The 26,768-nt window shown below is 40.7% G+C and carries 25 protein-coding genes, 1 rRNA gene and 1 riboswitch (1 of these 27 running past the window's edge); of the genes, 1 reads left to right on the top strand and 25 read right to left on the bottom strand.

Annotated features, from left to right (window positions below):
- Positions 1 to 15: 15 nt before the first annotated feature.
- The 20 genes from dat to IGJ15_RS07215 all read right to left on the bottom strand — a co-directional run bounded on the left by dat (position 16) and on the right by IGJ15_RS07215 (position 21,480).
- On the bottom strand, positions 16 to 873 hold the full coding sequence (dat, locus tag IGJ15_RS07310; RefSeq protein WP_121261226.1) for a D-amino-acid transaminase: 858 nt from the start codon (positions 871 to 873) through the stop codon (positions 16 to 18).
- A gap of 121 nt (positions 874 to 994) precedes the next feature.
- Positions 995 to 2,095 carry an AI-2E family transporter gene (locus IGJ15_RS07305; RefSeq protein WP_010748435.1) on the bottom strand — a complete coding sequence of 367 codons (1,101 nt, stop codon included), beginning with the start codon at positions 2,093 to 2,095 and terminating at the stop codon, positions 995 to 997.
- Positions 2,096 to 2,257: 162 nt separating this feature from the next.
- Positions 2,258 to 2,686, bottom strand: a complete 429-nt coding sequence (locus IGJ15_RS07300) for a hypothetical protein (RefSeq protein ID WP_231588509.1) — start codon at positions 2,684 to 2,686, stop codon at positions 2,258 to 2,260.
- 76 nt (positions 2,687 to 2,762) lie between these two features.
- Entirely contained in the window at positions 2,763 to 3,179 is a 417-nt protein-coding gene (locus tag IGJ15_RS07295) for a GNAT family N-acetyltransferase (protein ID WP_015509792.1), read from the bottom strand.
- 212 nt (positions 3,180 to 3,391) lie between these two features.
- Positions 3,392 to 4,315 (bottom strand): LCP family protein, encoded by a 924-nt coding sequence (locus tag IGJ15_RS07290; RefSeq protein ID WP_142968482.1) that lies wholly within the window; start codon positions 4,313 to 4,315, stop codon positions 3,392 to 3,394.
- Position 4,316: 1 nt separating this feature from the next.
- Entirely contained in the window at positions 4,317 to 4,970 is a 654-nt protein-coding gene (locus IGJ15_RS07285; RefSeq protein WP_333719195.1) for a phosphatase PAP2 family protein, read from the bottom strand.
- Positions 4,967 to 6,160 carry an FtsW/RodA/SpoVE family cell cycle protein gene (locus IGJ15_RS07280; RefSeq protein WP_333719196.1) on the bottom strand — a complete coding sequence of 398 codons (1,194 nt, stop codon included), beginning with the start codon at positions 6,158 to 6,160 and terminating at the stop codon, positions 4,967 to 4,969. The genes IGJ15_RS07285 and IGJ15_RS07280 overlap by 4 nt, the downstream gene beginning before the upstream one ends.
- The gene (locus IGJ15_RS07275; protein WP_074933644.1) at positions 6,138 to 7,292 is read right to left on the bottom strand and encodes an FtsW/RodA/SpoVE family cell cycle protein; all 1,155 of its coding nucleotides are present in this window, start codon (positions 7,290 to 7,292) and stop codon (positions 6,138 to 6,140) included. Before IGJ15_RS07275 ends, IGJ15_RS07280 begins: the two co-directional genes overlap by 23 nt.
- A 126-nt stretch (positions 7,293 to 7,418) precedes the next feature.
- Positions 7,419 to 7,594: riboswitch (M-box (ykoK) riboswitch) on the bottom strand.
- 285 nt (positions 7,595 to 7,879) lie between these two features.
- Positions 7,880 to 9,775, bottom strand: coding sequence for an endonuclease MutS2 (locus tag IGJ15_RS07270; RefSeq protein WP_333719197.1), 1,896 nt, complete (start codon positions 9,773 to 9,775; stop codon positions 7,880 to 7,882).
- Positions 9,776 to 10,123: 348 nt separating this feature from the next.
- Complete coding sequence (ahpF, locus tag IGJ15_RS07265) at positions 10,124 to 11,653, bottom strand: alkyl hydroperoxide reductase subunit F (RefSeq protein WP_015509798.1); 1,530 nt, start codon at positions 11,651 to 11,653, stop codon at positions 10,124 to 10,126.
- 9 nt (positions 11,654 to 11,662) lie between these two features.
- Positions 11,663 to 12,226, bottom strand: coding sequence for an alkyl hydroperoxide reductase subunit C (gene ahpC, locus IGJ15_RS07260; protein WP_005226227.1), 564 nt, complete (start codon positions 12,224 to 12,226; stop codon positions 11,663 to 11,665).
- 306 nt (positions 12,227 to 12,532) lie between these two features.
- The gene (locus IGJ15_RS07255; protein WP_430599415.1) at positions 12,533 to 12,736 is read right to left on the bottom strand and encodes a hypothetical protein; all 204 of its coding nucleotides are present in this window, start codon (positions 12,734 to 12,736) and stop codon (positions 12,533 to 12,535) included.
- Positions 12,737 to 12,888: 152 nt separating this feature from the next.
- Positions 12,889 to 13,848: a permease prefix domain 1-containing protein gene (locus IGJ15_RS07250; RefSeq protein ID WP_333719198.1), complete on the bottom strand. Its 960-nt coding sequence runs from the start codon at positions 13,846 to 13,848 to the stop codon at positions 12,889 to 12,891.
- Positions 13,845 to 14,177, bottom strand: coding sequence for a PadR family transcriptional regulator (locus IGJ15_RS07245; protein ID WP_005226229.1), 333 nt, complete (start codon positions 14,175 to 14,177; stop codon positions 13,845 to 13,847). Before IGJ15_RS07245 ends, IGJ15_RS07250 begins: the two co-directional genes overlap by 4 nt.
- 189 nt (positions 14,178 to 14,366) lie before the next feature.
- Positions 14,367 to 15,338, bottom strand: coding sequence for a siderophore ABC transporter substrate-binding protein (locus tag IGJ15_RS07240; protein WP_430599414.1), 972 nt, complete (start codon positions 15,336 to 15,338; stop codon positions 14,367 to 14,369).
- A gap of 24 nt (positions 15,339 to 15,362) precedes the next feature.
- The gene (locus IGJ15_RS07235) at positions 15,363 to 16,121 is read right to left on the bottom strand and encodes an ABC transporter ATP-binding protein (RefSeq protein ID WP_060793102.1); all 759 of its coding nucleotides are present in this window, start codon (positions 16,119 to 16,121) and stop codon (positions 15,363 to 15,365) included.
- A complete protein-coding gene (locus IGJ15_RS07230; RefSeq protein WP_005236195.1) occupies positions 16,118 to 17,062 on the bottom strand; it encodes an iron chelate uptake ABC transporter family permease subunit in 945 nt (314 codons plus the stop codon). Before IGJ15_RS07230 ends, IGJ15_RS07235 begins: the two co-directional genes overlap by 4 nt.
- Entirely contained in the window at positions 17,059 to 18,009 is a 951-nt protein-coding gene (locus tag IGJ15_RS07225) for an ABC transporter permease (protein WP_333719200.1), read from the bottom strand. Before IGJ15_RS07225 ends, IGJ15_RS07230 begins: the two co-directional genes overlap by 4 nt.
- A gap of 640 nt (positions 18,010 to 18,649) precedes the next feature.
- Positions 18,650 to 20,014, bottom strand: coding sequence for an FAD-dependent oxidoreductase (locus tag IGJ15_RS07220; protein ID WP_005226235.1), 1,365 nt, complete (start codon positions 20,012 to 20,014; stop codon positions 18,650 to 18,652).
- A complete protein-coding gene (locus IGJ15_RS07215) occupies positions 20,011 to 21,480 on the bottom strand; it encodes a helix-turn-helix domain-containing protein (protein ID WP_430599412.1) in 1,470 nt (489 codons plus the stop codon). The genes IGJ15_RS07220 and IGJ15_RS07215 overlap by 4 nt, the downstream gene beginning before the upstream one ends.
- A 162-nt stretch (positions 21,481 to 21,642) precedes the next feature.
- On the opposite strand from IGJ15_RS07215, the gene IGJ15_RS07210 reads away from it, so the two are divergent.
- Positions 21,643 to 22,746 carry an SLC13 family permease gene (locus tag IGJ15_RS07210; protein WP_430599410.1) on the top strand — a complete coding sequence of 368 codons (1,104 nt, stop codon included), beginning with the start codon at positions 21,643 to 21,645 and terminating at the stop codon, positions 22,744 to 22,746.
- Between the two features lie 132 nt (positions 22,747 to 22,878).
- On the opposite strand, the gene IGJ15_RS07205 is transcribed toward IGJ15_RS07210, so the two are convergent.
- The 5 genes from IGJ15_RS07205 to rrf all read right to left on the bottom strand — a co-directional run.
- Complete coding sequence (locus IGJ15_RS07205) at positions 22,879 to 23,592, bottom strand: class I SAM-dependent methyltransferase (RefSeq protein ID WP_333719202.1); 714 nt, start codon at positions 23,590 to 23,592, stop codon at positions 22,879 to 22,881.
- Positions 23,593 to 24,600 (bottom strand): zinc-binding alcohol dehydrogenase family protein, encoded by a 1,008-nt coding sequence (locus tag IGJ15_RS07200; RefSeq protein WP_375354311.1) that lies wholly within the window; start codon positions 24,598 to 24,600, stop codon positions 23,593 to 23,595.
- A 73-nt stretch (positions 24,601 to 24,673) separates the two neighbouring features.
- Positions 24,674 to 25,735, bottom strand: coding sequence for a hypothetical protein (locus tag IGJ15_RS07195; RefSeq protein ID WP_221693121.1), 1,062 nt, complete (start codon positions 25,733 to 25,735; stop codon positions 24,674 to 24,676).
- Positions 25,707 to 26,618: a hypothetical protein gene (locus tag IGJ15_RS07190; protein ID WP_005226241.1), complete on the bottom strand. Its 912-nt coding sequence runs from the start codon at positions 26,616 to 26,618 to the stop codon at positions 25,707 to 25,709. Before IGJ15_RS07190 ends, IGJ15_RS07195 begins: the two co-directional genes overlap by 29 nt.
- Before the next feature lie 139 nt (positions 26,619 to 26,757).
- Positions 26,758 to 26,768: ribosomal RNA gene (gene rrf, locus IGJ15_RS07185) — 5S ribosomal RNA — on the bottom strand (it continues 105 nt past the right edge of the window).

Here is a 26,768-nt window from a genome sequence, read left to right as displayed (position 1 = left end):
GTTTCTATTGCATAATCACAATGAATCGCTTTTATTCTTTGTGGCAGCGATATACGCTGCTTGCAATTGTTTCGTGATTGAACCCAATACGCCAGTGCCAACGGGTTTCCCATCAATGGCAACGATCGGAACGATTTCCCAAACTGAGTTGGTCAAGAAACACTCTTGCGTGTTGCGTAGTGCCTCAATCGGGACGGGTTCTTCTCGATAGGGAATTTCTAATTGGCGACACAACTGAAGGACCTTCAATTTCGTGATTCCCGGTAAAACCAAACGCCCATCCGGATGAGTATAGACGATCCCATCAATGACAAACCAGAGATTGGATGCAGATGCTTCTGTAAAAAAGCCATCTCGTTGCAGTATCGCATCATCGAAGCCAGCTTCGATCGCTTGATCCAGCGCCAAAAGATTCCCTAACAAACTCAATGATTTGATATCACAATGCAACCAGCGTTCATCAGGAAGGACGGTTGCCGAAAGCCCTGCTTGCTGCATTTCATCTGGTCGTTCAAAGGGGATCACATTTGCCGTCACCACCCCTTTGACCGATCCAGCTGGTGGAAACTCGTGATTTCTCGGAGAAGCGATTCCTCGGGTGATCTGAAGATAGATTTCTCCTTCTGTGATTCCTTCAGTCTTAATGAGTAACTTTAGGTTTTCAGTCAATTGGGGAATCGAATAGGGTAACGTTAGCTTAATTTTTTGTGCACTGCTTTCCAATCGAGCCATATGCTCCGCTAACATAAAACAGTGGCCATTATATATTCGGATAACTTCATAGATCCCATCACCATACTGATAGCCACGGTCTTCGATATCAATTCTCACTGCCTCTCGATCAATGATCTGATCATTCCACAAAACCTTCATTTCCTCACTCCTATCGTCGTTTTCGTTTCAATCAGTATAGCATGAGTCTTTGTACCGTGCTATGTGTCATCTAAAACAAAAAACTTGCTGATGAAGATTTCTTCAACAGCAAGTTTTATTGTTACAATGACTCCTTGTCGATCACAGAACGTTCTAGTTTGCGTTCCTGGAAAAAACGGAGTAGCGTGCCAGACATCGCCATAATGATCGAATACACTGGAAGTGCAACGATCATACCAACAAATCCCAGCAAGTTGCCGGCGATCAATAATAAGAACACCGCAATAATCGGATGGATATGCAACACTTTATTCATTACTAGAGGTGAAACTAGATACGATTCACCCAATTGAATGATCGTGATGCCCACTACCAATAAAATGGCGGTACGGATATCTAAACTTAAAGCAAATAGAAATGCGGGTGCCGCTCCGATAAATGGTCCGAAGTATGGGATGATATCCAAGACACCGCAAATCAGGCCTAAAAGCAACGCATTCTGCAAACCTAGCAAAGAAAAAATCAAATAACTGGAAACGGCAACGTACGAACATACAAGCAATTTCCCGCCAATATAAGCAGATGCTGCTTGGTGGAAATCACTGCATAATTGACGCATCAAACCTTGGTACTTTTTCGGTGTTTTGTTTGCTAAAAAGTCTGGCACTTTCTCACCGTCTTTAAACATATAGACTAAGAGCAGTGGGATCGTAAACAAAACGATCGCTGAGTGAGAAACGATGGAGATCAAACTCGTCAGACTATTCGTTGCCCCTGTAATAAACTGCAAAGCGAAATTACTCGCTTGCGAAATATCGATCGAATCAATGAAAGGACCGAAAAGTTCCTCCAAATAGGAATGATCGATGTTATCGATCACTAAATTGATGATAACGGGTATTTGATTGATAAAGCGTCCCATCTCATAGGCTAATGCGGGTCCAATCACCTGAATGATCAAATAAGCTGCAAAAACGATCAACAACAGTGTCGCATACAGCGCGATGCTTTTCTTTTTCGTCCTTCTTTTTACCCAATTAAAGAAAGGCAAAAAGATATAAAAAATAAAAATTGATATCAGTACAGGTAAAAAGACACTAGAAAAGATTGCTTCTAATGGTCGAAAAACAAACAGTATATTTGAATAGATCCAGACGGCGATCCCTAAAAGGCAGACGATCACCAGACCTGCAAAAATTTTTGATTTTTTAAGAAACTCCAATAATTGATCCTCCTGATTCTAGAAAATACGTTCACTTCTTTCAGTTTATCATAATTTTTTAAGCGAATGATCCTTTTGCGAATATTTTTTCAAAAATCCACGTTTTACATAGGAAACTTTTGAGTAATTTAATTATTTCCCCCATAAAACCCTTCTGCAAAATCAATTTTGATGAGCAGAAAAAGGAACCGAGAGTTGCAAGTGTTTGATACAGTAAGCTGCCACACCGAGCTGGAGTAAACCTAACACTAAGAAAATCAGATGCAAAACATTCCCGCCCCTTAATAAAATCACTTGAACAATGATCCAGATAACTAAACAGATGCCTAAAAGCAATTCGCCATGATACCCTTGGTTGCGCCACAATCGGATAGCTGACAATAAATTGCCCAGTCCTAACACAATTAGCAAAAACACCCCGGGAATCAAAAATGTTGTAAATGGCGTTCCTTGGAGCATGGACGATTCCAACCCAGCAAATGACTGTCCTTTCCTTAATGGCTCAATACTCATAAACGCCAGCATGCTTCCTCCACATGCGCCAACACCAATCACTAAACTTAACACAAATAACGCAAATCGCAGCTTCATTTCTCCCACTCCTTCATCAAACATAAAACCGTTAATAAATTGACCATTTTCAACTAGCGATCGGGTCTCTGGCTATTTACTCGTTTTTAGGTAAATAAATAAATGCTGCAATTTGCTGCGTTTCTACAGAGGAAAAGCCGCAAGACTCATAAAATCGGCGCGTTTTCTCTGTGTTGTCCGTGATCAAAACCTTTTGTCGAATCGATGGATATCTCGCCAGCATTTTTTTGAGCAATCGCTGGCCAATTTTTTGACGTTGGAACGCTGGCGCTACTAACAGATCCTGAATATAAAGAATAGTTTGTCCATCGGTTATACATCGAATAAGTCCGACTAGCTGCTCTTCAACATAGGCAGTGATCACCTGCGACTGAGCTAGGCCGTTTAATAGTCGCTCTGGCTCTTTCGTATAGGCGACCCAGCCAACACATTTATATAAAGCGAGTATCTGATTTGAATCCGCTGGTAATTGATCTTTAAAGATGATAGTCATTCTTTTCCCCCCTTGTAACTTTTAACCAAACGATATAGCAACAAATAAAGAGTTAACAGTCCTTCTCCGAACAGGATCTTGCTACCCTTCAAGCCGAATTGCTTTGCTTGACTAAAGAGTATCCTGAGGAAAAGCAGCTGTCAACTCTAATCACGATTTACTAGAGGAACAAAGAGGAAGTGGTGTTATTACTAATTAAACCCAAGGCTTACTTAATCAAGCATTAATTCGCTTTTTAAACGCTGACTCGTCGCTTGTTGTTCTTCAGGCGACACTTCTTGATAAGAGATACCGTATTCACCTCTAAAGCCATCGCCAGTGAACCCAGTACCCGCCATTTGGTAAGATTCGACAGTAACGAGTGCCGATTGATATTGGGTGAATAGTTGACTCATCTGAGAAAACGTTAAATCTGTTTCACCATTTTCCCCAATAATCGTTAACAGATCCTGAATCCGCATCACGCTTGATAGAGAAACTAATTCATTCGCCAAAATCTCTGTCACTTCTCGCTGACGACGTTGGCGTCCATAGTCACCTTCGGGGTCATCTTTGCGCATACGAGTATATTGAAGTGCTTCCCAGCCATCCAAATCAAGGATACCTTCTTCAAAATAGATATCCTCAGCAGTAAATGCAAAATCGTTTTCAACGGTAATACCGCCAATCGCATCAACTAGATCTGCCATACCATCCATATTTAAAGAAAAATAATGATGAATCGGAACATTAAGGTATTGTTCCACTGTTTCAATCATCATCTTTGCTCCGCCAAAGGAATGTGCGTGGTTGATTTTATCTTCATATCCTTGACCAACAATTTCAACATACGCATCCCTGGGAATACTCGTAAGTGTCGTTTTTTTCGTAACTGGATTCAACGTTGCAATCATGATCGTATTGGCACGATAATCTGTTTGCCGGCGAGCATCATTGGCAATTCCTAGCAAAAGCAGACTTAAAGGCTCTGTGTTTTCTATCACCTCTGCTTCTTGTCTTCCTTCTATCGGCCGATGAATCGAGTGCGCAACATTTTCAACTTGAAAATATACTTTGATTCCGTACGCAGTCCCCGATGCCACAACCACTGTAAGCAAAGCCAAAAATACAATAATTATTTTTTTTACCAAACTCAATTTATTCCCCCCTAAGCACCCTTTTTTTTATTGAAAAAACTATTGAACACGTAATCGAGCTGATTCCACTTGCCAATAAGATACTCGCTAACAAGTCACTAGGATAGTGAACCCCAAATAGCAAGCGGCTCATCATAATAAGCAGTAAATAAACCAATCCCAAAAACATAGCTAGTTTTTGGCTAATAGGACGTTTGCCTCTTTTGCCAGAAGCTGTTTGTGCGAAGAAAAAGAGGAGAGAAATAATTAGCGTGGTCGCTAATAGCGTATGCCCACTTGGAAAACTGGCGGACGCCCGTTCCATACTGTCAGCAAACTCCGGTCTTGGGCGATCAACGAATTTCTTGATCACTTGGCCAACACCACTGATTATGATCATATTTCCCATCAACCAAAAACTCTCGATCCGTTTCTTCCGAAGAAACAAAATTGCTGCCAATAGAAAATGAATAGCCGCTATCGGGACGATCGTTGCCGTGCTAGCAAGCGGAACAAAAATCGCTTCTACTGTAGCCGTCCGCCATTGAGGCACGTGGGAAAACAGGGTATCAAGCGTTTGGAACCACTGCGGCTCTAATGCTACAAGGAAAAACAACCATGCGAAACAGCTACAAAGCAGTCCACCTATCACCCCTTGTTTTGCTGTCTTGCTCATGTTAATCCCCTACTTTCTTTTAATGCGTACGATCGTTTCTTCGCTTTAGTCGGAAATTTTTCTAACCCAAAAATAATTCCCATCGCAATACTGATCGCAATCAACGAGGTTCCTCCTTGGCTTAAGAATGGCAGAGGAATTCCCGTTAATGGCAGCAACCCAATCGCCGCTCCGATATTTTCAAAGATCTGAAAGACTAAGCCAAAAACGTACGTGATGGCGATATAGACCGACGCCTTGTTATTCGTTTTTAATGCGGCGAAGATGATTTGATAGATGAGATAAAAATACAAGAAGATCACTAAGGTACTTCCTAAAAAGCCATAGGTTTCACCAATAACTGTAAAAATCATATCTGATTCACGAACCGGCACGTACACTGTCGTATGGGTGTCAGGCGCTCCCAATAAGCCTCCTGAGCCAATCGCCCACATACTGCGAACTTGTTGGAACGCGATAGAGTCTTGGTACGCTAGGGGATCTGCCCAAGCTCGCACTCGGTCTAATTGATACTGCGAGAAATGAAGTCGAAACAAGACACGATTGCCCCATTCCGTAAACACGAGCAGCAATAAAATAGCGCCGAGGGCTGCGATCAAACCGATCACTACGGTCAAAATTTTCCAATGAACACCCGAGATAATAAATAAAGCCCCTAACATCACAATAAACACTAAACTTGTACCAAAGTCCCGTTGCATAAACATCAATAGAAATGTCGGTATACTATAAAGCAAGATCTTAGTGACGTAGATCAAATCAGATTTAATGGTCCGTTCGGCTTTTCGTTTTTCATACACTAAGGTGAGATAGACCATAAAAAGCATAAAGGCCACTTTCATAAACTCTGAGGGCTGAATGGTAAAGTCGCCGATTCTGATCCAGCGTTTGGTATGCGTCTGTTCAAACATCGTTTGATCGTAGAACCAATGAAGAGAAGCCATCAGACCTAGTGCCAATACATACAAAAGACCCGAAAAGCGTAAGAGCAAATTGGTTGGGATCAAACTCGTAACGAAGAGCGCGATGGCGGATAGAACACAAAAAACGAGCTGTCGAAAAACGATTCCAGAAGGATCATTGCCATCCATTACAGAAGCTTGATGTTGTACCCAAATGCTTAGCAAAAAAAGTAGAAAAACGGGTAGCAGCAAGGCATAGTTTGCATCATGTCGTTTGAGGAACTTCATTTCGTTTGCCCTCCTCTCGCTCTAATTTCAGGCACATACTAAAGGCAAATGAAAGAATAAAGTAACTGGAGCCACCATAGCTGATAAATGGTAACGGTACCCCCGTCATCGGCATCAACCCTAAAATACTGGCTATATTGATACTTGTTTGCAACAAAAGTAATGTACTTGTTCCTAGCAATATCAATCCAATCTGAGGGTTTTCAATAGCTGCGGAACGAATAAATAAACGTAAGATGATTACGAATAATAAGCCAATAACAAAAATCCCGAAAAGCAAGCCAAGCTCTTCTACTAAAACGGAAAAAATAAAATCGGTTTCCGCAACTGGTAAAAAGCCTTTTTTCGTAATACTGTTTCCTAAACCGAGACCAGTAAGCCCTCCATTAAATAAAGCATAGTAAGAATGGATCATTTGGAACCCCTGATTGTAAGGGTCGGAGAATGGATCGCCTACTAAGCGAATTCGGTTATATACGTGCATAAACATGTGGGGCAATAAATCATTGTCACCTAAAAACATGATCAACAGTGCAACCAGGAATAGACTGATCACTAAGCCACCAAATAAAAGAGCCGTCAGCTTCACGGGGACTTGTACCGTAGTTATCATGACAAATGCTAGAAAGAGTAAAATCATCACACCGGCTACTTTCGGTTGAATCAGGATCAACACACAGCACAAAAACAAAACGAAAAGCGGACGTTTCATTTCCTGCAAGGTGGTTTTTGCTGTTTGAAAGTAATGAGCGAGGTACAAGACCATCCCTACATTCACAATCTCTGATGGTTGAAATTGAATCCCTGCGATCGAGACCCAGCGTTGTGCCCCATTAACAGAGACACCGAAAAAGGGCAAACGAGCTAAGAGCAAGGTAAAGATCCCAAATGCTAGCAGACCGATCGCTAAGTATTTGCTAAGCAAAATCTCTCTTCGCGTCCGCTGAATAATGAATAAAAGAACCCAGCTAAGTAACAAAAAGACCAATTGACGGATAAATAGCGACGCTGGTGGTTGATCTCTCGTTAATAAACGGTATGAACTTGCACTATAAATCATTAAAAGACCGATAAGGCTCAATAGCAAATAAGCTATGATCAGCAGCCAATCGATCTTCTTTTTTTCTATCATTGCTTCCACTCCTCTTGCCTTGGAGTAGGTGTTCAGACGGTACCAGTTATTTTGCTCTATGAGCTTCGTCATCCATCAGAAAGAAAAGCAAAAAAGTCTCACTTCTCTTAGGACGTCAGACTTTAGCAGCAATCTCATCGTCCGAGTTTTAGCACTATACAACGTAAAGAAAGTCATTTGCTCTCTTAGCTATTTTATGAAAAGCCTTAATCCGACAATTCCTGTTTTACACATTGGCGTCTTTCGACGTTTCTGCGCAATAGCTTGTGTTTGTATAGGAGCCTCACCTAACAAGGTTATATGTTATTTTTCAATCCAATATGAATGGTACCCTTCCTCGAATAAAGATACAACCAATTCTCTGTTATTTTTATTTTTCTTTAACTTTTCTTAAAGAATTTAGATATTTCGAATATTTTCTGCTCTATAAAGAAAAAACAACCAAAATAATCATCCAAACAAAGGAACGGCATCGATAAAGGACGTTATTAAAAATGAACATTTAAAAAAAGCAGTCCTTTTTCTAGGTGCTGAAAAAGGACTGCTTGCTTGATTTTGGTCTATCGATTGAAAGTTTTCTTAATCTATCAATCCACGGGTCGATTGGTTTGCCGTTCTTGCGCTGCTTTTCGTAACTGCTTCTGCGCTTTTTTTGATCCCCGTTCAATATCTCGAGTAAACTTGCGCTGCGCAAACTCAACGAATAGCTGATCAAGATCATAACCTGCGGGATAGAGCACCTCTCGCTTTGTGAGGAGTTGCAAGCGACGTGCGGCAACAACAAAAAATTGTTTCTCAATTGAAATTTTCGCTTGTCCTTGTTCCAAATACTCATAAAAAATCCCGCGCTGGTTATGTTCTGTTGAAAAGACCAAGTCTCCTTTTTGAAAAATAAGATCTATCTTGGCTTCTTGTTGAGGGGGTTGTTTCTTCCCCTTTTCAAAAGGTTCCTTCTCAAAAGAATAGGTTTTATGCTTTAAATATTCCTTTGCTGTTTGGACTACGTCAGCGGGGATCGCCATCTTTTCGGCAATCCAAAACGCATTACTATCACCGACTGCATTCGTCAGCAAACGATATTTTGGTGTCAAGGTTTTGGCATCAAAAGCCATTGCCGCTGTTTCGAAATCTTGATGATCGACGGCAAACTGCTTGATTTCACCATAATGCGTTGTTGCGATCATTAAAGCTCCTGAGCGATAGATGGATTCCATGATGGCGATCGCCAAAGCAGCCCCTTCATTAGGCTCAGTGCCGCTGCCGATTTCATCCAATAAAACAATACTGTGTCGGGTAGCATTCTTCATAATCTGAGCAATGTTCGACATGTGCCCAGAGAAGGTACTTAAAGAATTTTCTAGACTTTGTTGATCGCCAATATCCATCCAAAGACTTTTTAAAAACGGAACAATGCTTTTGCCATTGTGCGCTGGAAATAAGCCATAATGAGCCATGGCGCAAACAAGTCCAACGGTTTTTAAGACGACGGTCTTGCCTCCAGCATTGGGTCCAGTGATGACCATGCAGCGGTTTTCTTCGCCAAGTTTTAAAGAAAGAGGAACCGCATCACGCCCCAGCAAAGGATGGCGGACTTGATCAAGAAGCAAAACTTCTTTCTCAGTCATAGTTATCGGCTGCCCATTGATTTCTCGACAATATTTTCCCCGAGCAAAAATAATATCCAGCACAACTAAAATGTCAAGACAGGCAAACACGGCGTTCATTTGTTCGGCGATCGCCCCTGTCAACTCTGACAACACTTGGTATTGAGCGGCTGTTTCTTCTGCTTGTGCCAAGATCAATCGATCATTTAAACGGGCAGCTGCCTCCGGTTCAATAAAGACAGTCGCTCGTTTATTGGAACGTTCGATGATCGTTCCGTTAAATTGCTGTTGAAATTCAGCACGCACAGGTAACGTATATCGGTCGTTCTTTTTGATGACACGATTTTCTTGTAAATAGCGACTTTCCTTAAAAAACTTTGCAAAAACTTTTTTCAGATCAGCTTCATATTTTTCGATCGTACCGCGAATTTTCCGCAATTCTCGGCTGGCATTACTATCAACCTGACCATTGCGAATCTTTTGGAAAATCATTTCGGCGATTTCAGAAAAGTCTTCTAACCCTTGTGCATATTGATGTAATCTTGGGGCAATCGATTGATTCTTTTCGAACAATTGACGGATGATTCGAAAAGACCGTAAAAAGTCTCCATATTCGATAAGCTCCTGTGGTTCTAAAACAAACCCTTTTTCAATTTTCTCCGTATGGTGTAAGACATGCTGCAGCCCCATAAAAGGCACTTGACGACCAGCAGCTAATAGTGCCATCGCTTCAGTGGTCTCTGTCACTCGTTTTTGGGCAGAGTGGATCGTCGCTGCTGGTTTTTCATTCGCAAAGCGCGCTTTGCCGTAATCGCTGATTATTTTTTTACTTACTTGTTCTTTAATTTGTTCAAATTCAGTTGCTTGAGGTATCTTCATGAGTTATCCTTTCTTGTGCCTGAGGATTCCGATCAGATCCCCGTCCAAAAAAGTGTACAAAAAAAGCGATAGTCTCCCATCACCTGATTCATCAATAACGATTTTTATCGGTATCTACAGGCACAACAAATAAACAGTCTGTTTTTGCTTATTTGTTTTAATTGGCTGATTAGATACCTACGACACTCATCAATATACCTCTTTCTTTTTTGAACGAGTTTTTTTCATTGTAATATAGAAGCTGTCCTTCTGTCAACTGCACCCAAACTGCCCTTACAAAAAGAAAAAACGCTCAGTAGCTCCTAAAAGCCCCTGAGACGTTTTTTGATTTTAAATGATGCAAGGCGCTTACGAGCGAATCAGGTGATCAAAGGCACCTAATGCCGCAGTGGCACCTGAACCCATTGAAGTGATGATCTGCTTGTATACACTATCGGTACAATCCCCTGCTGCAAAGACCCCTTCAATATTGGTTGCGCCGTGTTTGTCTACGACGATCTCATTGCGTTCGTTTAAAACGATGCGATCTTTTAACCATTCGGTATTCGGCATCAAGCCAATCAGGATGAAGACACCCTCAACAGCTAATGTGAATTCGCCATTCGTTTCACGATCAACGTAGGTCAATTGTTCGACATGATCGGATCCAGCAATTTCCTTCGTTGCCGCATTCGTAATAACAGTCACATTTTCTAACGTGTTCAAACGGTTTTGTAGCACAAGGTCCGCTTTTAGTTCCGGTAAAAATTCAAGAACATAGACGTGTTTTGCCATGCCAGCTAAATCGATCGCTGCTTCGATCCCAGAGTTTCCGCCGCCAATGACAGCAACCTCTTTCCCAGCAAATAACGGACCGTCACAATGTGGGCAATAGGCAACACCTTTATTTTTGAATTCTTTTTCTCCTGGAACATTGATGTTACGCCAGCGAGCGCCAGTTGCTAAAATGGCCGTTTTGGTTTTTAATACTGCACCATTTTCTAATTCAACTTCGATGACATCATTGCGACGAATATCTTTCGCACGCTGCCCTTTCATCACGTCTACATTGTATTCGTTGATGTGCTCTTCTACCTGACGCATTAATTTTGGTCCTTCGGTATAAGGAGTACCGATCATGTTTTCGATCCCCAGGGTTTCCATTACTTGTCCACCCATTGTTTCGACGACCATCCCAGTATTGATGCCTTTACGCGCTGCATAAATCGCTGCGCTTCCGCCTGCAGGTCCGCCACCGACAACTAACACATCGAAAAGCTCTTTTTCAGCAAAGTCATCTTTACTCGTCGGACCAGCTGCTTTTTCCAACAACTGTTCGATCGTTTGACGGCCGCTTGCAAATTCTTCACCGTCTAAAAAGACGGTTGGCACAGCCATAATTTTTTTCTTGTCAATTTCTTCTTTGAACATCCCACCTTCGATCATGGTGTGACTGATGGAAGGATTTAGCACTGCCATGATATTTAACGCTTGAACAACATCAGGACAGTTATGGCAGGTCAAACTGACATAGGTTTCAAAATGTAATGGCTTATCGATCGCTTTGATGCGCTTTTGAAGTGCTTCGTCAATTTTCGGCGGACGACCGCTTACTTGAAGCAACGCTAAAATAAACGAAGTGAACTCATGTCCTAACGGTAAACCAGCAAAAGCGATGCCGCTTTCTTCACCGGGACGATTGATCGAAAAGCTTGGTGTCCGTTCACTTGCTACAGCTTGGATAGTGATTTTTGGCGACATTTCTGCGATTTCTTCTAAGAATTCACGTACTTTCGTGGAAGAATCATCCTCACCTAAAGTTGCCGCAAAAACAACCTCTGATTCTAGCATCGCGAGATACTGCGTCAGTTGGTCTTTGATTGCCTTATCTAATGCCATGAGAGCCTCCTAAATCTTGCCTACAAGGTCTAAGCTTGGCGTTAAAGTTTCTTCGCCTTCTTTCCATTTTGCAGGACATACTTCACCTGGATGAGTACGGACATATTGTGCAGCACGGATTTTATCGATCAAGCCACTAGCATCACGACCGATACCGTCCGCATTGATCTCAACTGTTTGGACTACGCCATCTGGATCGATGATGAATGTTCCACGTTGAGACAACCCAGAAGCTTCATCTAGTACATCAAAGATCTCTGAGATCACATGAGAAGGATCTGCAATCATGATATATTCGATTTTATTGATGGCATCAGAATGATCATGCCATGCTTTATGAGTGTAATGAGTATCTGTTGATACAGAATAAACTTCTGCGCCTAATTCTTTTAATGATGCATATTGATCTTGCAAATCTTCAAGCTCTGTCGGACAAACAAATGAGAAATCTGCAGGGTAAAAACAAACAACGTTCCATTTTCCTTTAAAATCTTCTGATGAAACATCGATAAATTTTCCATTGTGGTAAGCTTTCGCTTCGAATGAACCAATCTCTTTTCCAATTAATGACATATCATTTCCTCCAATTAGAATAATTATTTGAGAATAATCTCTATTAATTATTAGTATATCTAACTATAAAAAGCAATAGTTTATTCAGAAATAGTCAAAAAAAATGTTATCCTCCTCAGAAATGAGCATATTTATTTCCTATCCAATACAAATAGAGTATAGTTGTAAGTTTGACTAATCGTTTCCATTTCAATTCCCTACTTGTTAGATTCTCAATTACACCTCTCATTCTCAATTAAATAAAAAAGATTGCCTCTTCCTATGATTCCTCACCAAGTAAAGTGAGCCATAGAAAAAGGCAATTTTTTATTTAGTATTTAAATAGTTGAACAATCCACTGATCGTTCGATCCCTCAATGTAATCCGATTACCGTCTAAAAAAACTTCTTCGACTGGGTAATGGTCTTGAAAAGGTGGAACTTCCAAGTATTGACTTGCGAGAAAGCGCTCCGGAGATTCGACTGTTGCTATTTCTTTGCTGCCATTTTTCAGATAATGAATTTCTAACATATTCATTGCCTCTTTTCTTGTATTCTGAACTTTAAAAAAGCATTGAGAGAACCATATTTCTCGAAGTTCTATTTTGATTGGTTCAGTTACAAGGCGTATTATAATCTTCCTTTTTTTAAAAGTAAAGAAAGCACTCTCGATTGAAGTGTCTCTTATTTTTTTGCTTTCGTATGTCCGATAAAGTAGTCCTCTAAGACACCACCAACAACAAAAATGACCCAAGAGTAAGCCCATGCATGAAACATGAAGGACCAAAGCATGTAAACGACCAAAATCACTGGCCAGTAGACTGTTCGAAAAAAGGTAACTCTACCAGCGGATTCGCCATATTTATGACGTGTTGCTCGATCCCCCGGATGGTCTTCGTCGCGAATAAAATACGTCTCAGTTGCCAGCTTCGCAAAGCCTGTACGGATAATACTTACATAAATAATAAAGAACACACCTGCTGCAACCGTCAAGAAAAACAAGGAAATCCCAAATTCAACAGAATAATAAAACAATTCACTTAAAAGTACAGGCGCAATTGATAAAATACAGGCACCAATTCCTAAAACAAGACCAATCCGAAAACTTTTTTCATAATTTGCGAGTTGCTGAGCGGCTTCTCGTTTGGCATCCCTTTTTATTGGACGATCATCCAACTGTTTACGCGCACCGGAAAAGTGCAAACTGCTAGAGATAATAAAACCGACCCCGATGGCGATAAAAAGAAACATCACCATTATTCCAAAGGTCTCAGCATATATACTAACAAAGAGCATCAAGGCTGCTAGGGATGCGATACAAAAACCGATTCCTATAGATAACGAGAAAGCAAAGTGTCGCACAGTTCCCCAATAATCAAACGCATCGTCTTCTGTGATGGCATCGGACCAATCATCAATCGGCGCTTCTTCTTTTGAAACATTTAACTCTTGCAACAGCTCATCTATGGAACCAAACTCACTGATTACTGCACCGATGGCTTCATGCTCGCTTTTCCCTTGGTGAATCAGTTCTAAGTAGTGGTCTTCCATAATCGCTAAGAGGTCTTCTTTCGCCTTTTTGGTTTCCGGTGTGATGGGTACTGATAAAAATAAGCTGTCTAGATAGTCATGAATGGTTTTCATTTGTCTCCTCCTTGTAAGAACTGGTCAACGACGATCTTTGTCTGCTGCCACTCCAATAGTTTCTCCGTAAGGCTTGCTCTTCCGTCTGCAGTTATCTGGTAATACGTCCGCTTTTTGCCATGCGTCACTTCTCCAGGATATGAGCGGATCAATCCTTGTTTTTCTAACCGAGTAAAAGCGGAATACAACGTCGTTTCTTTGATCACATATAAAGCATCTGTTCCTTCGCGAATACGCTTGGATATTTCATATCCATAAGAATCTTCATTGGAAAGAATGGATAAAATGATTGCGTCGTTATAGCCGCGAATTCCGTCACTCGAGATCACGCAATCGCCTCCTAAATTACTTCATCTGTCGTACTAATTATAAAACAATTACTACGACAGGTAAAGTAAAGCAGGGAAAGTTATCAAAAATCAGTCGTAGGTCTTAGAAAATAGGAAAATAAAAAGGGACACGCATTCTCAGTAAACTGATACGCGTGTCCTAATTACTTGATTGCTTTTCTCACCTATTTATTCAACGGCTGGTTTGACATCGTCCATCATTAGTTGGATCGACTCCAAGCCTGAACCTGCTAAATACCAAACCGCGGCATCCAATTCAATGACTTGATCGTTTTGCCCAGCATTTGTTTCTTGGACGATTTCATTTGCAACAAATTCACTTTCACTTTCATTGCCGCCGATCGCTTTTGTCCGGTCGATCACGAAAATGATATCAGGATTTTTCTCTAGCAAGTACTCATAAGAAATACTTTGTCCATGTGTCGACGCCTCTAATTCCTCATCTACTGCAGGGAAACCAAACGTATCATACAAGATACTGTGACGAGAACCTGGCCCAAAAGCAGAAAGATTGCCTTCATTTACCATAACAACCAAGGCTTTCTCGTCAGCATTTTGCGCTTGCTCCTTCAAGGTATCGATCTGACCTTGTAACGATGCTAGTTGTTCTTGCGCTTCCTCTTCCTTACCAAAAATTTGACCAATGGTCGTAATGTTGGCTTCGATCGATGCCCAAGTATCACTATTGTCAACGCTTAAGAAAACGGTTGGCGCGATTGCAGACAATTCCTCTTGGAAATCACGTTGTCGCCCAGAAATAATGATTAGGTCTGGCTGCAGTTGATTGATTTTTTCTAAATCAGGCTCTTTGATTCCCCCTGCTGATTCAACATCTGCATACGCTGATAAATAATCTGGTAAATTGCTGGTCGCAGCAGCAACGATTCGATCCCCAAGGCCAAGCGCATCCATCGTGTCTAAGGCACTATTGTCAAAAACCACCACTTTTTCTGGTGCATAAGGAACAGTAACAGTCCTATTGCTGTCCGTAATCTCGATTTCTGTCGGTGCTTGTGTACTTTCTTCTACTTGGGTTTGAGCTGTACCCGTTGAATCTGTTGTCCCTGTATTATTCGAGCCGCATGCGGTCAACCCCGCTAATACGAAAATACTCATAAAGCTTACTACAATTTTTTTCATTTTTTTCCTCCTTAGAAATACATTTTATTGGAAGGTATAGCAAAATTGCCGACCATCCACTTGTACCAGTTTGATTGGAATCTCATATAACGATGCCAACACTTGCTCCTGGATCACAGCCTCAGTGTCGGCCGCTTTAAAAATCTGACCGTCTTTCATGGCAACGATGTGATCGGCGTAGCGAGCGGCAAAATTAATGTCGTGCAAGACGATCACAACGGTTTTCTGATAGTCTTCCACCAAGGTGGTCAATAACTTCATCAGCTGGTTGGCGTGCTTCAAATCTAGATTGTTTAACGGTTCGTCCAACAGCAGATAATCTGTATCTTGAGCCAAGATCATCGCCAAGTAAACTCGTTGTAGCTGACCACCAGAAAGCTCATGAATCGATTGATTGGCGTATTCGGTAAGGGATAGCTTAGCCAAAGAATCATCAATGATCCTATCATCCGCTGCCGATTGTCGCCCGCGGTTATACGGATAGCGACCAAATGCCACCAGTTCTCTTACAGTCAGATTGACTGCATAGCGATTGCTTTGTTGCAAAAAAGCCATTTTTTTGGCTAGCTCTTTGGATTTCCATTGGCGAATCTCAGTTCCATCTAAATAAATATCACCAGTTCTCTGGTCCAGCATTCGACTGACCAAGGAGAGTAAGGTGCTTTTTCCCGCACCATTAGGCCCGATAAAGGCAATCATTTTCTGCTCAGGTAATGCTAAAGAACACTCGGTCAACACCTGTGTTTTCGCATAATTTTTAGATACGTTTTTTGTTTCGATCATGATTTTTTCCTTTCCAGCAGCAATTTGCTTATAAAGAAGACGCCACCTAATAATTGAATCACCGTACCAATGGTCGTTTGCCATTGAAACACTTGTTCCACTAAGAACTGCCCTCCTACTAACAGGAGAAAACCAATCAGGCTGCCACCAGCAAACAACCACCCATGGCGATAGGTGGGAAAAAGCTGATAGGTGATCGTTGCCACTACAAAGCCGAGAAAAACAGCTGGACCTACGAGTGCCGTAGCGGTACCTGTCAGAAGCGCAATCAAAAATAAAATACCTCTATGAAGCCATTGAACAGGAACGCCTAGACTTTTGGCTTGCCCGCTTCCTAAATGTAATAGATTCAATTCTGGAATCAACAGAATCAGGCAGCTACTACCGATCAAAATGATCACAGCAGCAATTAAGAGATGTTGCGTATTGATATTGCCAAAGCTAGCGAATAAGCGACCTTGCAGTAAATCATATTCATTCGGGTCCATCAAGACTTGCAAAAACGTGCTCAGACTACTGAACATCGTGCCGCATACCATTCCAGCCATCAACAACAAAAACAATCCGTTGACGGCTTTTTGATAGAAAAAACCGATCAATAAACTTCCTAGAATGGCAGTCAGACTGACAGAGAATAAAAACATCGCTGCTGTTTCTTGGCTTAGCATCTGGATCCCGCCGATAAAAAAGAAACATAGGGTCTGAACCAGGACATATAGTTGATCCAAGCCTAAGATTCCTGGTGTTAAATAGCGATTGCTCGTAACAGTCTGTAAGGTGATCGTACTAAAGGAAATTGCGATCGCCACCAGAGCAAAGGCGAAGATCCGACGGCCCCGCAATGCAAAAGCAAATGACCAATTACCATAGGTGTTATAGGTCAGATAGGCAGTAGCGGCACAAAGGATCAGAAAGAACAAAAGAAAGAGTTTTTTCTTCATTGAAACTTCCTCCCCAGCAGCAAAATCAAGAAGCAGCAACCACCTAGTACACCGGCAACCACACTTACGGGCATCTCATACGGAGCAATCACGATGCGTGCCAATACATCACATAAAAGTAAAAATGCACTTCCAGCAAAGCTGATCAGCAGTAGATTATTCTTCAAATGATCCCCAAACACCATGCCGATCATATTTGGGATAACGATCCCTAGAAAAGGGATTTGTCCAACGGTCAATAAAACGACACTACTGGCAAACGTCACCAGAGCGAACACAGCAAAGCGTAAATACAGATAATTGATCCCCAGACTCTTGGCGGCACTTTCTCCTAAACCAGCAATCGTGATCTCATAAGCTAGGAAATACAACAGACCGAATACTGGAATCGTCAAATACAAAAGTTCATACTGGCCAGCCATAATAGTAGCGAAATTTCCTTGTAGCCAAGAAGAGACATTTTGAACCAATTGGAAGCGATAGGCCAAGAAGCTGCTAATGGCACCGATGATATTACCGAACATCACCCCGGTCAAAGGGAGCATCATTGGATCTTTCTTTGGTAGAAATTGGCTTAAAAATAAAAAGAACAAAACACCTGCATAAGCAAACACAAATGCTGCGGTTGTCCGAATCAAGTTTGAAGCATTTGGCAGAAAAAGCATGACTAGCAAAATTCCTAAACGAGCACTATCAGATAACCCGATCGACTCTGATGCCACAAATTTATTTTGCATCATATGCTGCATGATTTTCCCACATAAACTAATGATTCCACCTGCAATGATCAAACTGATCGTCCGTGGGAGCCTAACTTTTACCAAAACAAGCCAATGATTCGGATCACCCTGCTGTAAACCACTTAATGATAATTCATGGGTACCTACCAGTAAAGAACAGCCCACAAGAAGAATCAAGATCAGCAGTAATCCGATTTTTTTCAACATGCCCCGCCCCTTCCTTATTGAGAATGATTCTCACTCTCTTTAATAGGGTAACGTATTTCACTTAAAATCACAAGAAGTTTTTAAAAAAAATCCCTTTACTAACGCAATTTCAGTGAAAACGAATCTGCCAAGGCATGGGATTATGTGATATTTTTCTCTTATAAAAGACTGCAAGCACGTCTTTTTTTATCAATGAAGTCTATTTAATCGCTTTAATCAAATAAATACTTGAGAAGGCTAGATTCAACTTCTGAGTTTCATTCAATAACAAATCATTCACACGTTCATTCGTTTCAATTTGTTGAACCCCCTGTGTAGTTCACACATGCTCATCCCATGCTAGGCGTAGCTTTTCAGATAAAGAGTACTGATGAGCTAACGTGTCCATACAAGGAACATTCGTCTGCCGATAACAATCATTTACCAAAAATCGTTCAGTCATAAAACGAGCGTCGTCATATTTTTTACGAGTTTCTTCATCAAAAAGATAGCAATACCAGTTGGCATCAAAGTTCAGCACAACCCCACCTGGTTTTAATACGCGATACCTTTCATGGGCGCAATCGCTATTTTCTCCCGATTAACGTCAATTCACAAAAATAAACCTGCGATCATCGCAGGTTTATCAAGACTTACTATTTTACTTTAACAAGCCATCAAGGGCCAATTGATTCAAAAAGTGCAGTGGAAATGAGATGGTTGGATTGAAAAAGTAATCCATTGTTGCTAATTGGTGCAAGGTCGTCTTGCTATTGATCAAGGTTGAGATCGTATTGATGATCTCCAAACTTCCACGATCACTCGTAATGATTTGTCCCCCCATGATCACTTTCGTTTGCTGATCAAAAATCAGTTTTAACGTTACTTCAAAATCCTCATCTGTCGCGAAAAATGTCCGAGAATGAAATGTTTGCGTCACTGAATCTACTTCAAAGCCGTAATACGGTGCCTCGGTCTCATTAATACCTGAACTGCTGACGAAATAGCCAAACAATTTACTGACGACGGTCCGTTGCATTTTTGGAAAAGGAATTTTCGTTGTTCCCCGTTCATTTGCCAATAAATTGGTGGCAGCAACGATCCCGGTGCGGTAAGCATTTGTTACTAAAGGAATATACAAGGAGCTATCCGAATGATTAAATGGGATCGAAACAAGATCCCCAATTGCATAAATCGCTGGGTCAGACGTTTGCAAATACTCATTTGTCGATACCGTGCCATCCAGATTTAGTTTTAGAAAATCTTCTACTAACGCGACATTTGGACGTGGATTGACAGCATAAACGACCACGTCAGCTTGAATCTTCGTTCCATTTGACAGCTCAATACCTTGATAATCGCCTTTCTCATTTTTGATCGTATGAGCGACATTGCTGTTAAGATAGATCTGCAAATTTTTAGGAAAGCGTTCCATCAAAATTTTGGCAATTTCATGATCAAAATAACGGAACAACAGCGTATCCATGCGATCGATCAAATGAACGGCTTTTTGTTGTCCGCTTAAAGATTCCGCTAATTCAAACCCGATCAGACCAGCACCGACGATCGCAACGGTTTGGGCATTCTCGATTTTTTCTAATGCTTGCTTTGATTGACCAATGGTTTTGTAGGTCGTTATATGTGCTTCGACATCTGAGGCAAACTCCGAACGGAAAGTACTCGATCCCATCGCCAAAATCAAGCCATCATAACTCACTTCATCTTCTTGCTGATAAGATTCCGTTGATGTGACAAAATGAACCGTTTGTTCTTGCGGAAAGATTTTTGTGACTTCACTGTTTAACATCACATTGATTCCTTCTGAAAGAAGTTCACTGGCAGTTGCCGTTTTGGAATCTTCCAAACGCTGAATGTAACCTTCCAGTACTAAATTCAAACTGCTGGCAACATAACCAAGAACGCTTGATTTTTCTATAATTATCACATCGACTTTTGGGTCAACTTTTTTTAAATGACGGGCAGCAGCAATTCCTGCATGAGAGCCTCCAATAATCACTATTCTCATATCTTTTCCAACTCGCTTTCAAGGTTCTCATTTCGTATTTCATCCACGATTTGATGAAGCCGCTCTTCTTCAAATGGGGTTGCACCACCTGTTAAAATCAATCGTTTTTTATAACGATAGCCTTCCGAGATCTCAGAATGATCAACGATCAATAAATCATAGTCCCTCTCCTTCGTCTCATCGAAGTGAATATTCGGATAGCCAGCCAATTCTTTGATCAAAAAGCGCCGCAAAAAGCCACTGCGTAATCGTGATTGAGTCAGCAAAATGCCTACCGTAAATGCTTTTTCCTGTTTTACTTGAATCCATTGACGGATCAAAAGCAATTCATTGGTCAAATGCTGCTTTTTCTCAAGAGAAAAAGACTGGTTTACGTTTTTCTCCAACTGTTCGATTGCTTGCTGTGCCACTTCGATCAAGCTCTCATTCGCAACACTTTGGGGCTGAAATTCAGCAAAGGCAATAATGCCGCCATGAATATACAACGCTTGGATCGTCACACTCGTCAAGAAGACGCGTAATTCCGTAGAAGTTTCCGTAGTCTTTCTTTCACTATCACCAATGGCCTGCAGCAGCTCCCCATTTAACGCATCGATCTCTTGGAAGAAAAGTGATTTTTGCAAGGAGTCATCCAGTGAAGGGCGAATCAAGCCTTCAGCTAATAAAAATAAATAGAAATATACCGTTTCATAATCGCTCCAGGATACGGCAAAACGACTGAGATAGCGCCCTAATATATTCCGCAAAAGCTGGAACATCGCTTCATTTTCCAATGACTTCAACAATGGATACGAGGCTTCATGCTGTTGCGAGCCGCGATAATCAAAACGGGCTTCCATAATGCCTAACCAAAGCCCGACTTTCCAACGCTCTGCTTGACTAAACGTTGTCTGCAACTGTTTTTCAATGACTCGAATCAAATTGTTGATGACTGGTGCATTCAAGCGAGCGATCAATTCTTCATTGGGATAACTTTGTGAAAAAAACTGATAATAGAAAAAGCGAATCTGTTTTTCATCCCCAATCAATTTTTTATTTTTTAATTGGATGTCGAATTCTTTCAATAACTGATTGATCGCTTTGAAACGACGAAACAATGAAGCTTCACTCAACATCAGTTCTAACATCATTTTCGTCGTTGACTCATCTCGATGAAAAAACAAATACGACAATATTTGAAAATCGATTGCTTCTGAAAGATACGCATAAAAAAATTGCTTCAGGGAAAAATCAAGGGGCAATACCAATTGCACTTGATCATTTTCTGAATAGATCAAAGCTGCGTCTTCATGGAAAGCAGCTAAATTTTGATGAAGATTTTGAAGTTCTTTTTGCAAAGTGGGCGCGGAAATGGATAACGTTTTTGCAAGTTTTTTATACGAGACTTCTGAGCCATTCTGAAAAAAAACAGCCAAAATTTGAAAATGTACCTGCTGATTTTTTTCAAGCAGCTGCATCACATTCATTCTTGAACCTCCTTCACCTTTCACATACTAATTTCCCAATTAATGAGTCGTTTGTCAACTATAAAAATTGCCTGAATGACTTTGAGTTCGATGGAAAAAGCGTTATTTATTGTTCCTAAAGCGCGGGAATGGTAAAATTCTTGAGAAGAAAGGTGGTGAACTATGGGAAAACGAATGTTAGCATTTTTTCGAACGGATCGATTATTTTCGATTTCCCTGCTACTAGCACTTATTACGTGTTTTTTCGGCACCTTCCGTTGGTCGTTTATTGACTTTAAAGTGATTTTATCACTGTTTGGATTAATGTTAGTAATCAATGGGTTAGAAGAAGCTGGTCTTTTACGAGCATTTGGACAAAAATTAGTGGAAAAAAGTCGCAATCTGCGTGACTTGATCCGCGCAATCGTTTTGCTAAGCTTCTTCAGTTCGATGTTTTTAACAAATGACGTGGCTATCTTAACTTTATTGCCCATCTATTTACTCTTAACGAGGAAAGAACAACAGCACACCAGTGTCTTATTAGGCGCTGTCTATTTGATCGTAGCAGCCAATTTAGGAAGCAGCCTGTTTCCATTTGGAAATCCGCAAAATCTATTTTTATTTTCTTACTATCAGATTTCGCTGCCACAATTCATGTGGACTACTGGCACCTTTGTGGGACTTTCATTACTATTACTCCTTGTTTCGATCCAGCTCATCCCAAAGACTCCATTGGAAATCGCCCTGCAAGAAGAACCCTTTGAAAAAAAGCCAGCGCTGCTTAATTCAGGATTATTTGTTCTTATGATTCTTGGTATTTTTAGTGTTCTCCCTATTTCAATCGCCGTGCTTGTCGTCGCAGCCGTGGTTTGGTTTAGTAATAAACGATTATTTGCAAAAGTTGATTATCGATTACTACTTACCTTTCTCTGCTTCTTCTTGATCGTCGGGAATATTCAAGACCTATCTCTGGTCACCGATCACATTCGACCGTATTTTCAAGAAACGCATCGCGCTTTTTTAGGTAGTATTTTACTCTCCCAAGGAATATCTAACGTTCCAGCAGCAATTTTGATTGCTCCTTTTACCGATTTAGAAAAAGCCGTTCTTTTGGGCGTCAATGTTGGTGGTTTGGGTACATTGATTGCTTCTTTGGCGAATTTGATTGGGTACAAATTATTGAAACAAGCCAGACCAAAAGAAGCGAGAACGTTTCAAAAGCTGTTTTTTATCGTCAACATCATTTTTTTACTGTTATTAGGCAGCATCGTATACCTTCTATTGTAGCAAATTCACTGTAAAACGAGATTCCAGCATAAGATGTTTCCAGTCAGCAGCCAAAAGAAGCCTAGCTCCTGTACCTGTTTCTTGATCTTATGTCAGAATCTCGTTTTTTTGATACCCATTGTGTGATTTTACTTAAGCTAAAAGAAGCTCAAAAGTGATTTTCGTTTGGCTTTCGACAGTCAATGCCTCACCAAAGACATGTTGAACCATTTGTTGCCGTTGTTCCAATGAGTACTCCTCCTCAAAATAAAGATGAAATATTTCTTGATCGATCTCTTCCTTCAAAATATACTCGAATTGCCGACGCTGCCAATCGATCGCTTCTTCTGAAAACCACTTCTTGTACCAAGTGTTTAGGTTCAGGTCATTCTTCGCTGAAAGATTTTTTTCATATGGCTGAAACACGTTTTCTTCTTCTGTGATCATTCTTAGAATAATCAATTGATGGGCCTTTTTTTGAAACTGAAGCAATGTTTCCTTGTCTCTGACTGCGGGATTCATTGCCATAAAAATACAGGGCCAGTGCTGGTCTGCAGATAAAAAGTCTTTTTGGCTCTGCTGAACCAGATGGAGCTTGTTCATCGGATCTTCCGTCGTTTCTTCAATGATTTTTAACATTTCTTTTGAAAAATCAATTGCGTAATACTCATCTACATAAGGATAAAATGCTGAAATGTAGCGGCCAGTCCCCGCAGCAAAGTCAACGAAGGCCGATATCGGGAACACTTTCTGCTCCACCAAAAAAGCTGCTACCTCTTCAGCAATTTTCAATTGGGATTCTCTTTGAATCTGTGCATATTCTTGGGCAAATTCATCCCAAAACAGCATCGCTTCCTCTTCTTCCATCTAGCGGACGCCTCCAGTGATCACTGTCTTTCCTTTCGTTCCTTGCTCAACCGCTTTTGTAGCGAGCTTTAAGGTCTCGATGGTAATTCCTCCATCAAACGTTTGGACCGCAGTCGTATGAATCTTTTTGTCAGCAAGCAACGAGGCGATCCGTTGCAAAATGCTCCCTTGTGTTTCAATCATCAACTGAGCATCTGTTTTTGCAAACATATACTCCCAATAAAAATCGATGCCGAGGTTTTTAAATGGATTTAAATCTAGCGCTTCTTTCGTATTCACGATCATTCCGACTTTGCCAAACGGCAAGATTGCTTTCGTTAATTGTGGCAAATAGGCCGAGGCGTCATAAAAAATTGCAACGGCTGAAAAAGGCTCAGTGATTTGTTCAGCCAACGGCAAGCGATGATTAAGTACTTGATCCACTTGATTGTTTTTAAGCCACTGATCGTTCTTAGGACTCGCAGTGCCATAGACTGTCAATCCTGCCCATTTTGCTAGTTGCGCCGCAATTGAGCCAACACCACCGCTGGCATTGACCAATAAAATCGATCCATCATTCGCGTTTTCTTCAGGCACGTACCCAAATTTTTCAAAAAGCAATTCCCACGCTGTAATACTCGTTAATGGCATAGCTGCAAGATCGCCATCAGAAAAGCCGGCTGGTGCCTTTGCTGTGATCCGAGAATCAACTGTTTGGAACCTTTGATTCGCACCAGGTCGTTGTGTGGTTCCAGCATAAAACACCCGATCACCAACGGCAAAGCCATTAACTGCTGAGCCGATTTCTTTAACGATCCCAACGGCGTCATACCCTTGGATCTGGAACGCTTCACTTAAAGCAGTCATTTGCCGTCTTTTTGTATCGATTGGATTGACCGAAACTGCCTGTACTTCCACCAATAAATCATTTGCTTGGCAATTGGGTATCGGAATTTCCTTTTCAATAAATACATTTGACTCATCTAAAGATCGTCCTTCATAAAAACCTAGTGCTTTGTTTTTCATCATACTGCTCCTTCCAAAAAAAAAGTGCTGAATAGTTATAAAAACCATTCTAGCACTTTTAATGAATTTAGAACATTTATTCTTCACCTTCCACGACAAGCGGAACCAAAAATGGATAGCTTGTGAAGAAATCTAATAAGGATCGCTTCCATTGATCTGAATCAATCGTTAGTAAAGTGGACTCTGTATACAAATGAATCGTCAATCGTTGATTTTTATCAAGTAAAACAAGAATTTCACCTTTGTTTTCTGTGATAAAATCATATTGCTGATTCTCCATTGTAATAATGAAAATTTGATCGAGAACTTCTGCTGCAACAGCAAAGTCCGTCTCCATATCGACAGCCAATGTTTGGGTATTGTCGATCAAGCTTGGTGAAACCGTAAAGCCTAATTCTTTTAAATGCGCCAATACCAAGTTGACATCATAATTAAAGAGCGAAAGCTGATTGACCGAGAAAATATTCTCCGCATGCCATTGACTGATTAAATGCAAAATCTGTTCATCATTGACAACCACCGACTGGGAGTTTGAATTGATAGTCAACAATGTCAAATAATTAGATTGATACGTAGAATTGACTGGATTAAGTTTGAAACTAAACTCGAGCTCCTTTGTTTCTGTTAAACGAAAACGGACATTGAAATGCTTTGTCTTCCATGTGTCATAGTTATCAGTAGCAGTTAAATGAATCGTTTTTAATGGTTTCAAGAATTCATAGGCATAGTATTCAAGCAATGTCTTTTTGGCGATCACCGAAATATCTTGATCTGTTAAAATCAACTGGCGGTAATGAGCAAGCAATCCAGAAAAATCAGCTTCCATAATTGATTTTCTCAATTTTAAATCAGCTAGTTCGTTTTCGGCTTGCTCAATAAGCGATTCGATTCGTTGGTGATCTTGCGCTTTTACAGCATAATAATCATCTTCGTAGTCAGTTTCTTCTTTTGCTGAATCAAAAGAATCATCCCCTACATTTCCACTATCTTCTACTAAAGGACCGTCATTCACTAAGTCCGTCGCATTTGTTGATACGTTTTCCTCGACTTCATTAGCTCCTTCTGTTTGGACCTCTAGAGTCGGTTCCTGCTCCAGCAGCTGTGATTCCTCAGGATTCGTCTGCGTTTCTTTCGTCAACTTCAGTCAGCTCCTTTCCAGTATAGTGAGCTAAGAAAGCCATTATTTTTGCCGTAAATTCATCAAATGATCCAAAAAAGGTATCAATTTGACGGAATTCTTTTTCCACGATTGCTTTCTTTAAGCGCAATGTTTGGTATTGCTGTTGCAGACGCTCTTTTTCAGCAAAAACCTCTTCGTCATTATTTGAATATCTTTCCCATTCCCGACGTTTGGCTTCTAATGCTTTTCGCTCAGAAGTCAACTGCTCTAGTTCTTCATCGATTTTTGTCCGATTGAAAAAGCCCTTTGACTCACTCAATTCATTTACAGATGCCGTAAGCTTATCGATCTGATTTTGGATTTCCTTTACTTCTGATAGGGCAGTGATCCGTTTGGCTTCCAGCTTATCCATTTGTTGTTCGATGGCTGTCAGCATCTCACGATCGCCTCGTTGAAACTTCTCCCATTCTTCGTCTATCTCAGGGATAACAAAAATTTCTGGAATGCTCGCATCGATACCAATCGTCGCTCGCTCATGATAATAGGTCCCTAACTTATAGTAATGCACGGTAGGAGATATTTTGGCACAATGCATCATGAAAGGAAATGTTTGGGTGAAGTTATCATGGAACTTTCTTGATAGTAATTCGTCAATCTCATGATTTTGATTTGATGTTTCTTTTAGCTGTTTATGCAATCGACCATTATATATACGATAAATTTCAGGAATATCCTCTTTTTCGATCGCTACTTCAAAATCTTGCAGGTCTTGCAGCATCTGACCGATATTTTTTGAGGCTACTTGTTTGATATCGCCAAAGGATACTTCTTCATTCGTTGAAACTGAAACAACGTCTTGATCTTGAACAAATTTTTGTTCTTTTTTGGCATCGTCAGTCATATGATCCCTCCTAAAAATACTTCACTACTAGTGTATCATTTTTTTCCATAAAAAGTTATTTTAAGTGATTGTTTTTAGAAAAATGATACATCGTTGTAATAACAAAAAAACACATGTCAGTGAAGACATGTGTTTGACTGCGTGGCGACG

Source organism: Enterococcus sp. AZ079, assembly GCF_050547255.1.
In the GTDB taxonomy this organism is placed as follows: Bacteria; Bacillota; Bacilli; order Lactobacillales; family Enterococcaceae; genus Enterococcus_D; species Enterococcus_D casseliflavus.
Note: the sequence above shows the minus strand (reverse complement) of the source record. Positions and strands in the feature narration are given on the sequence as shown.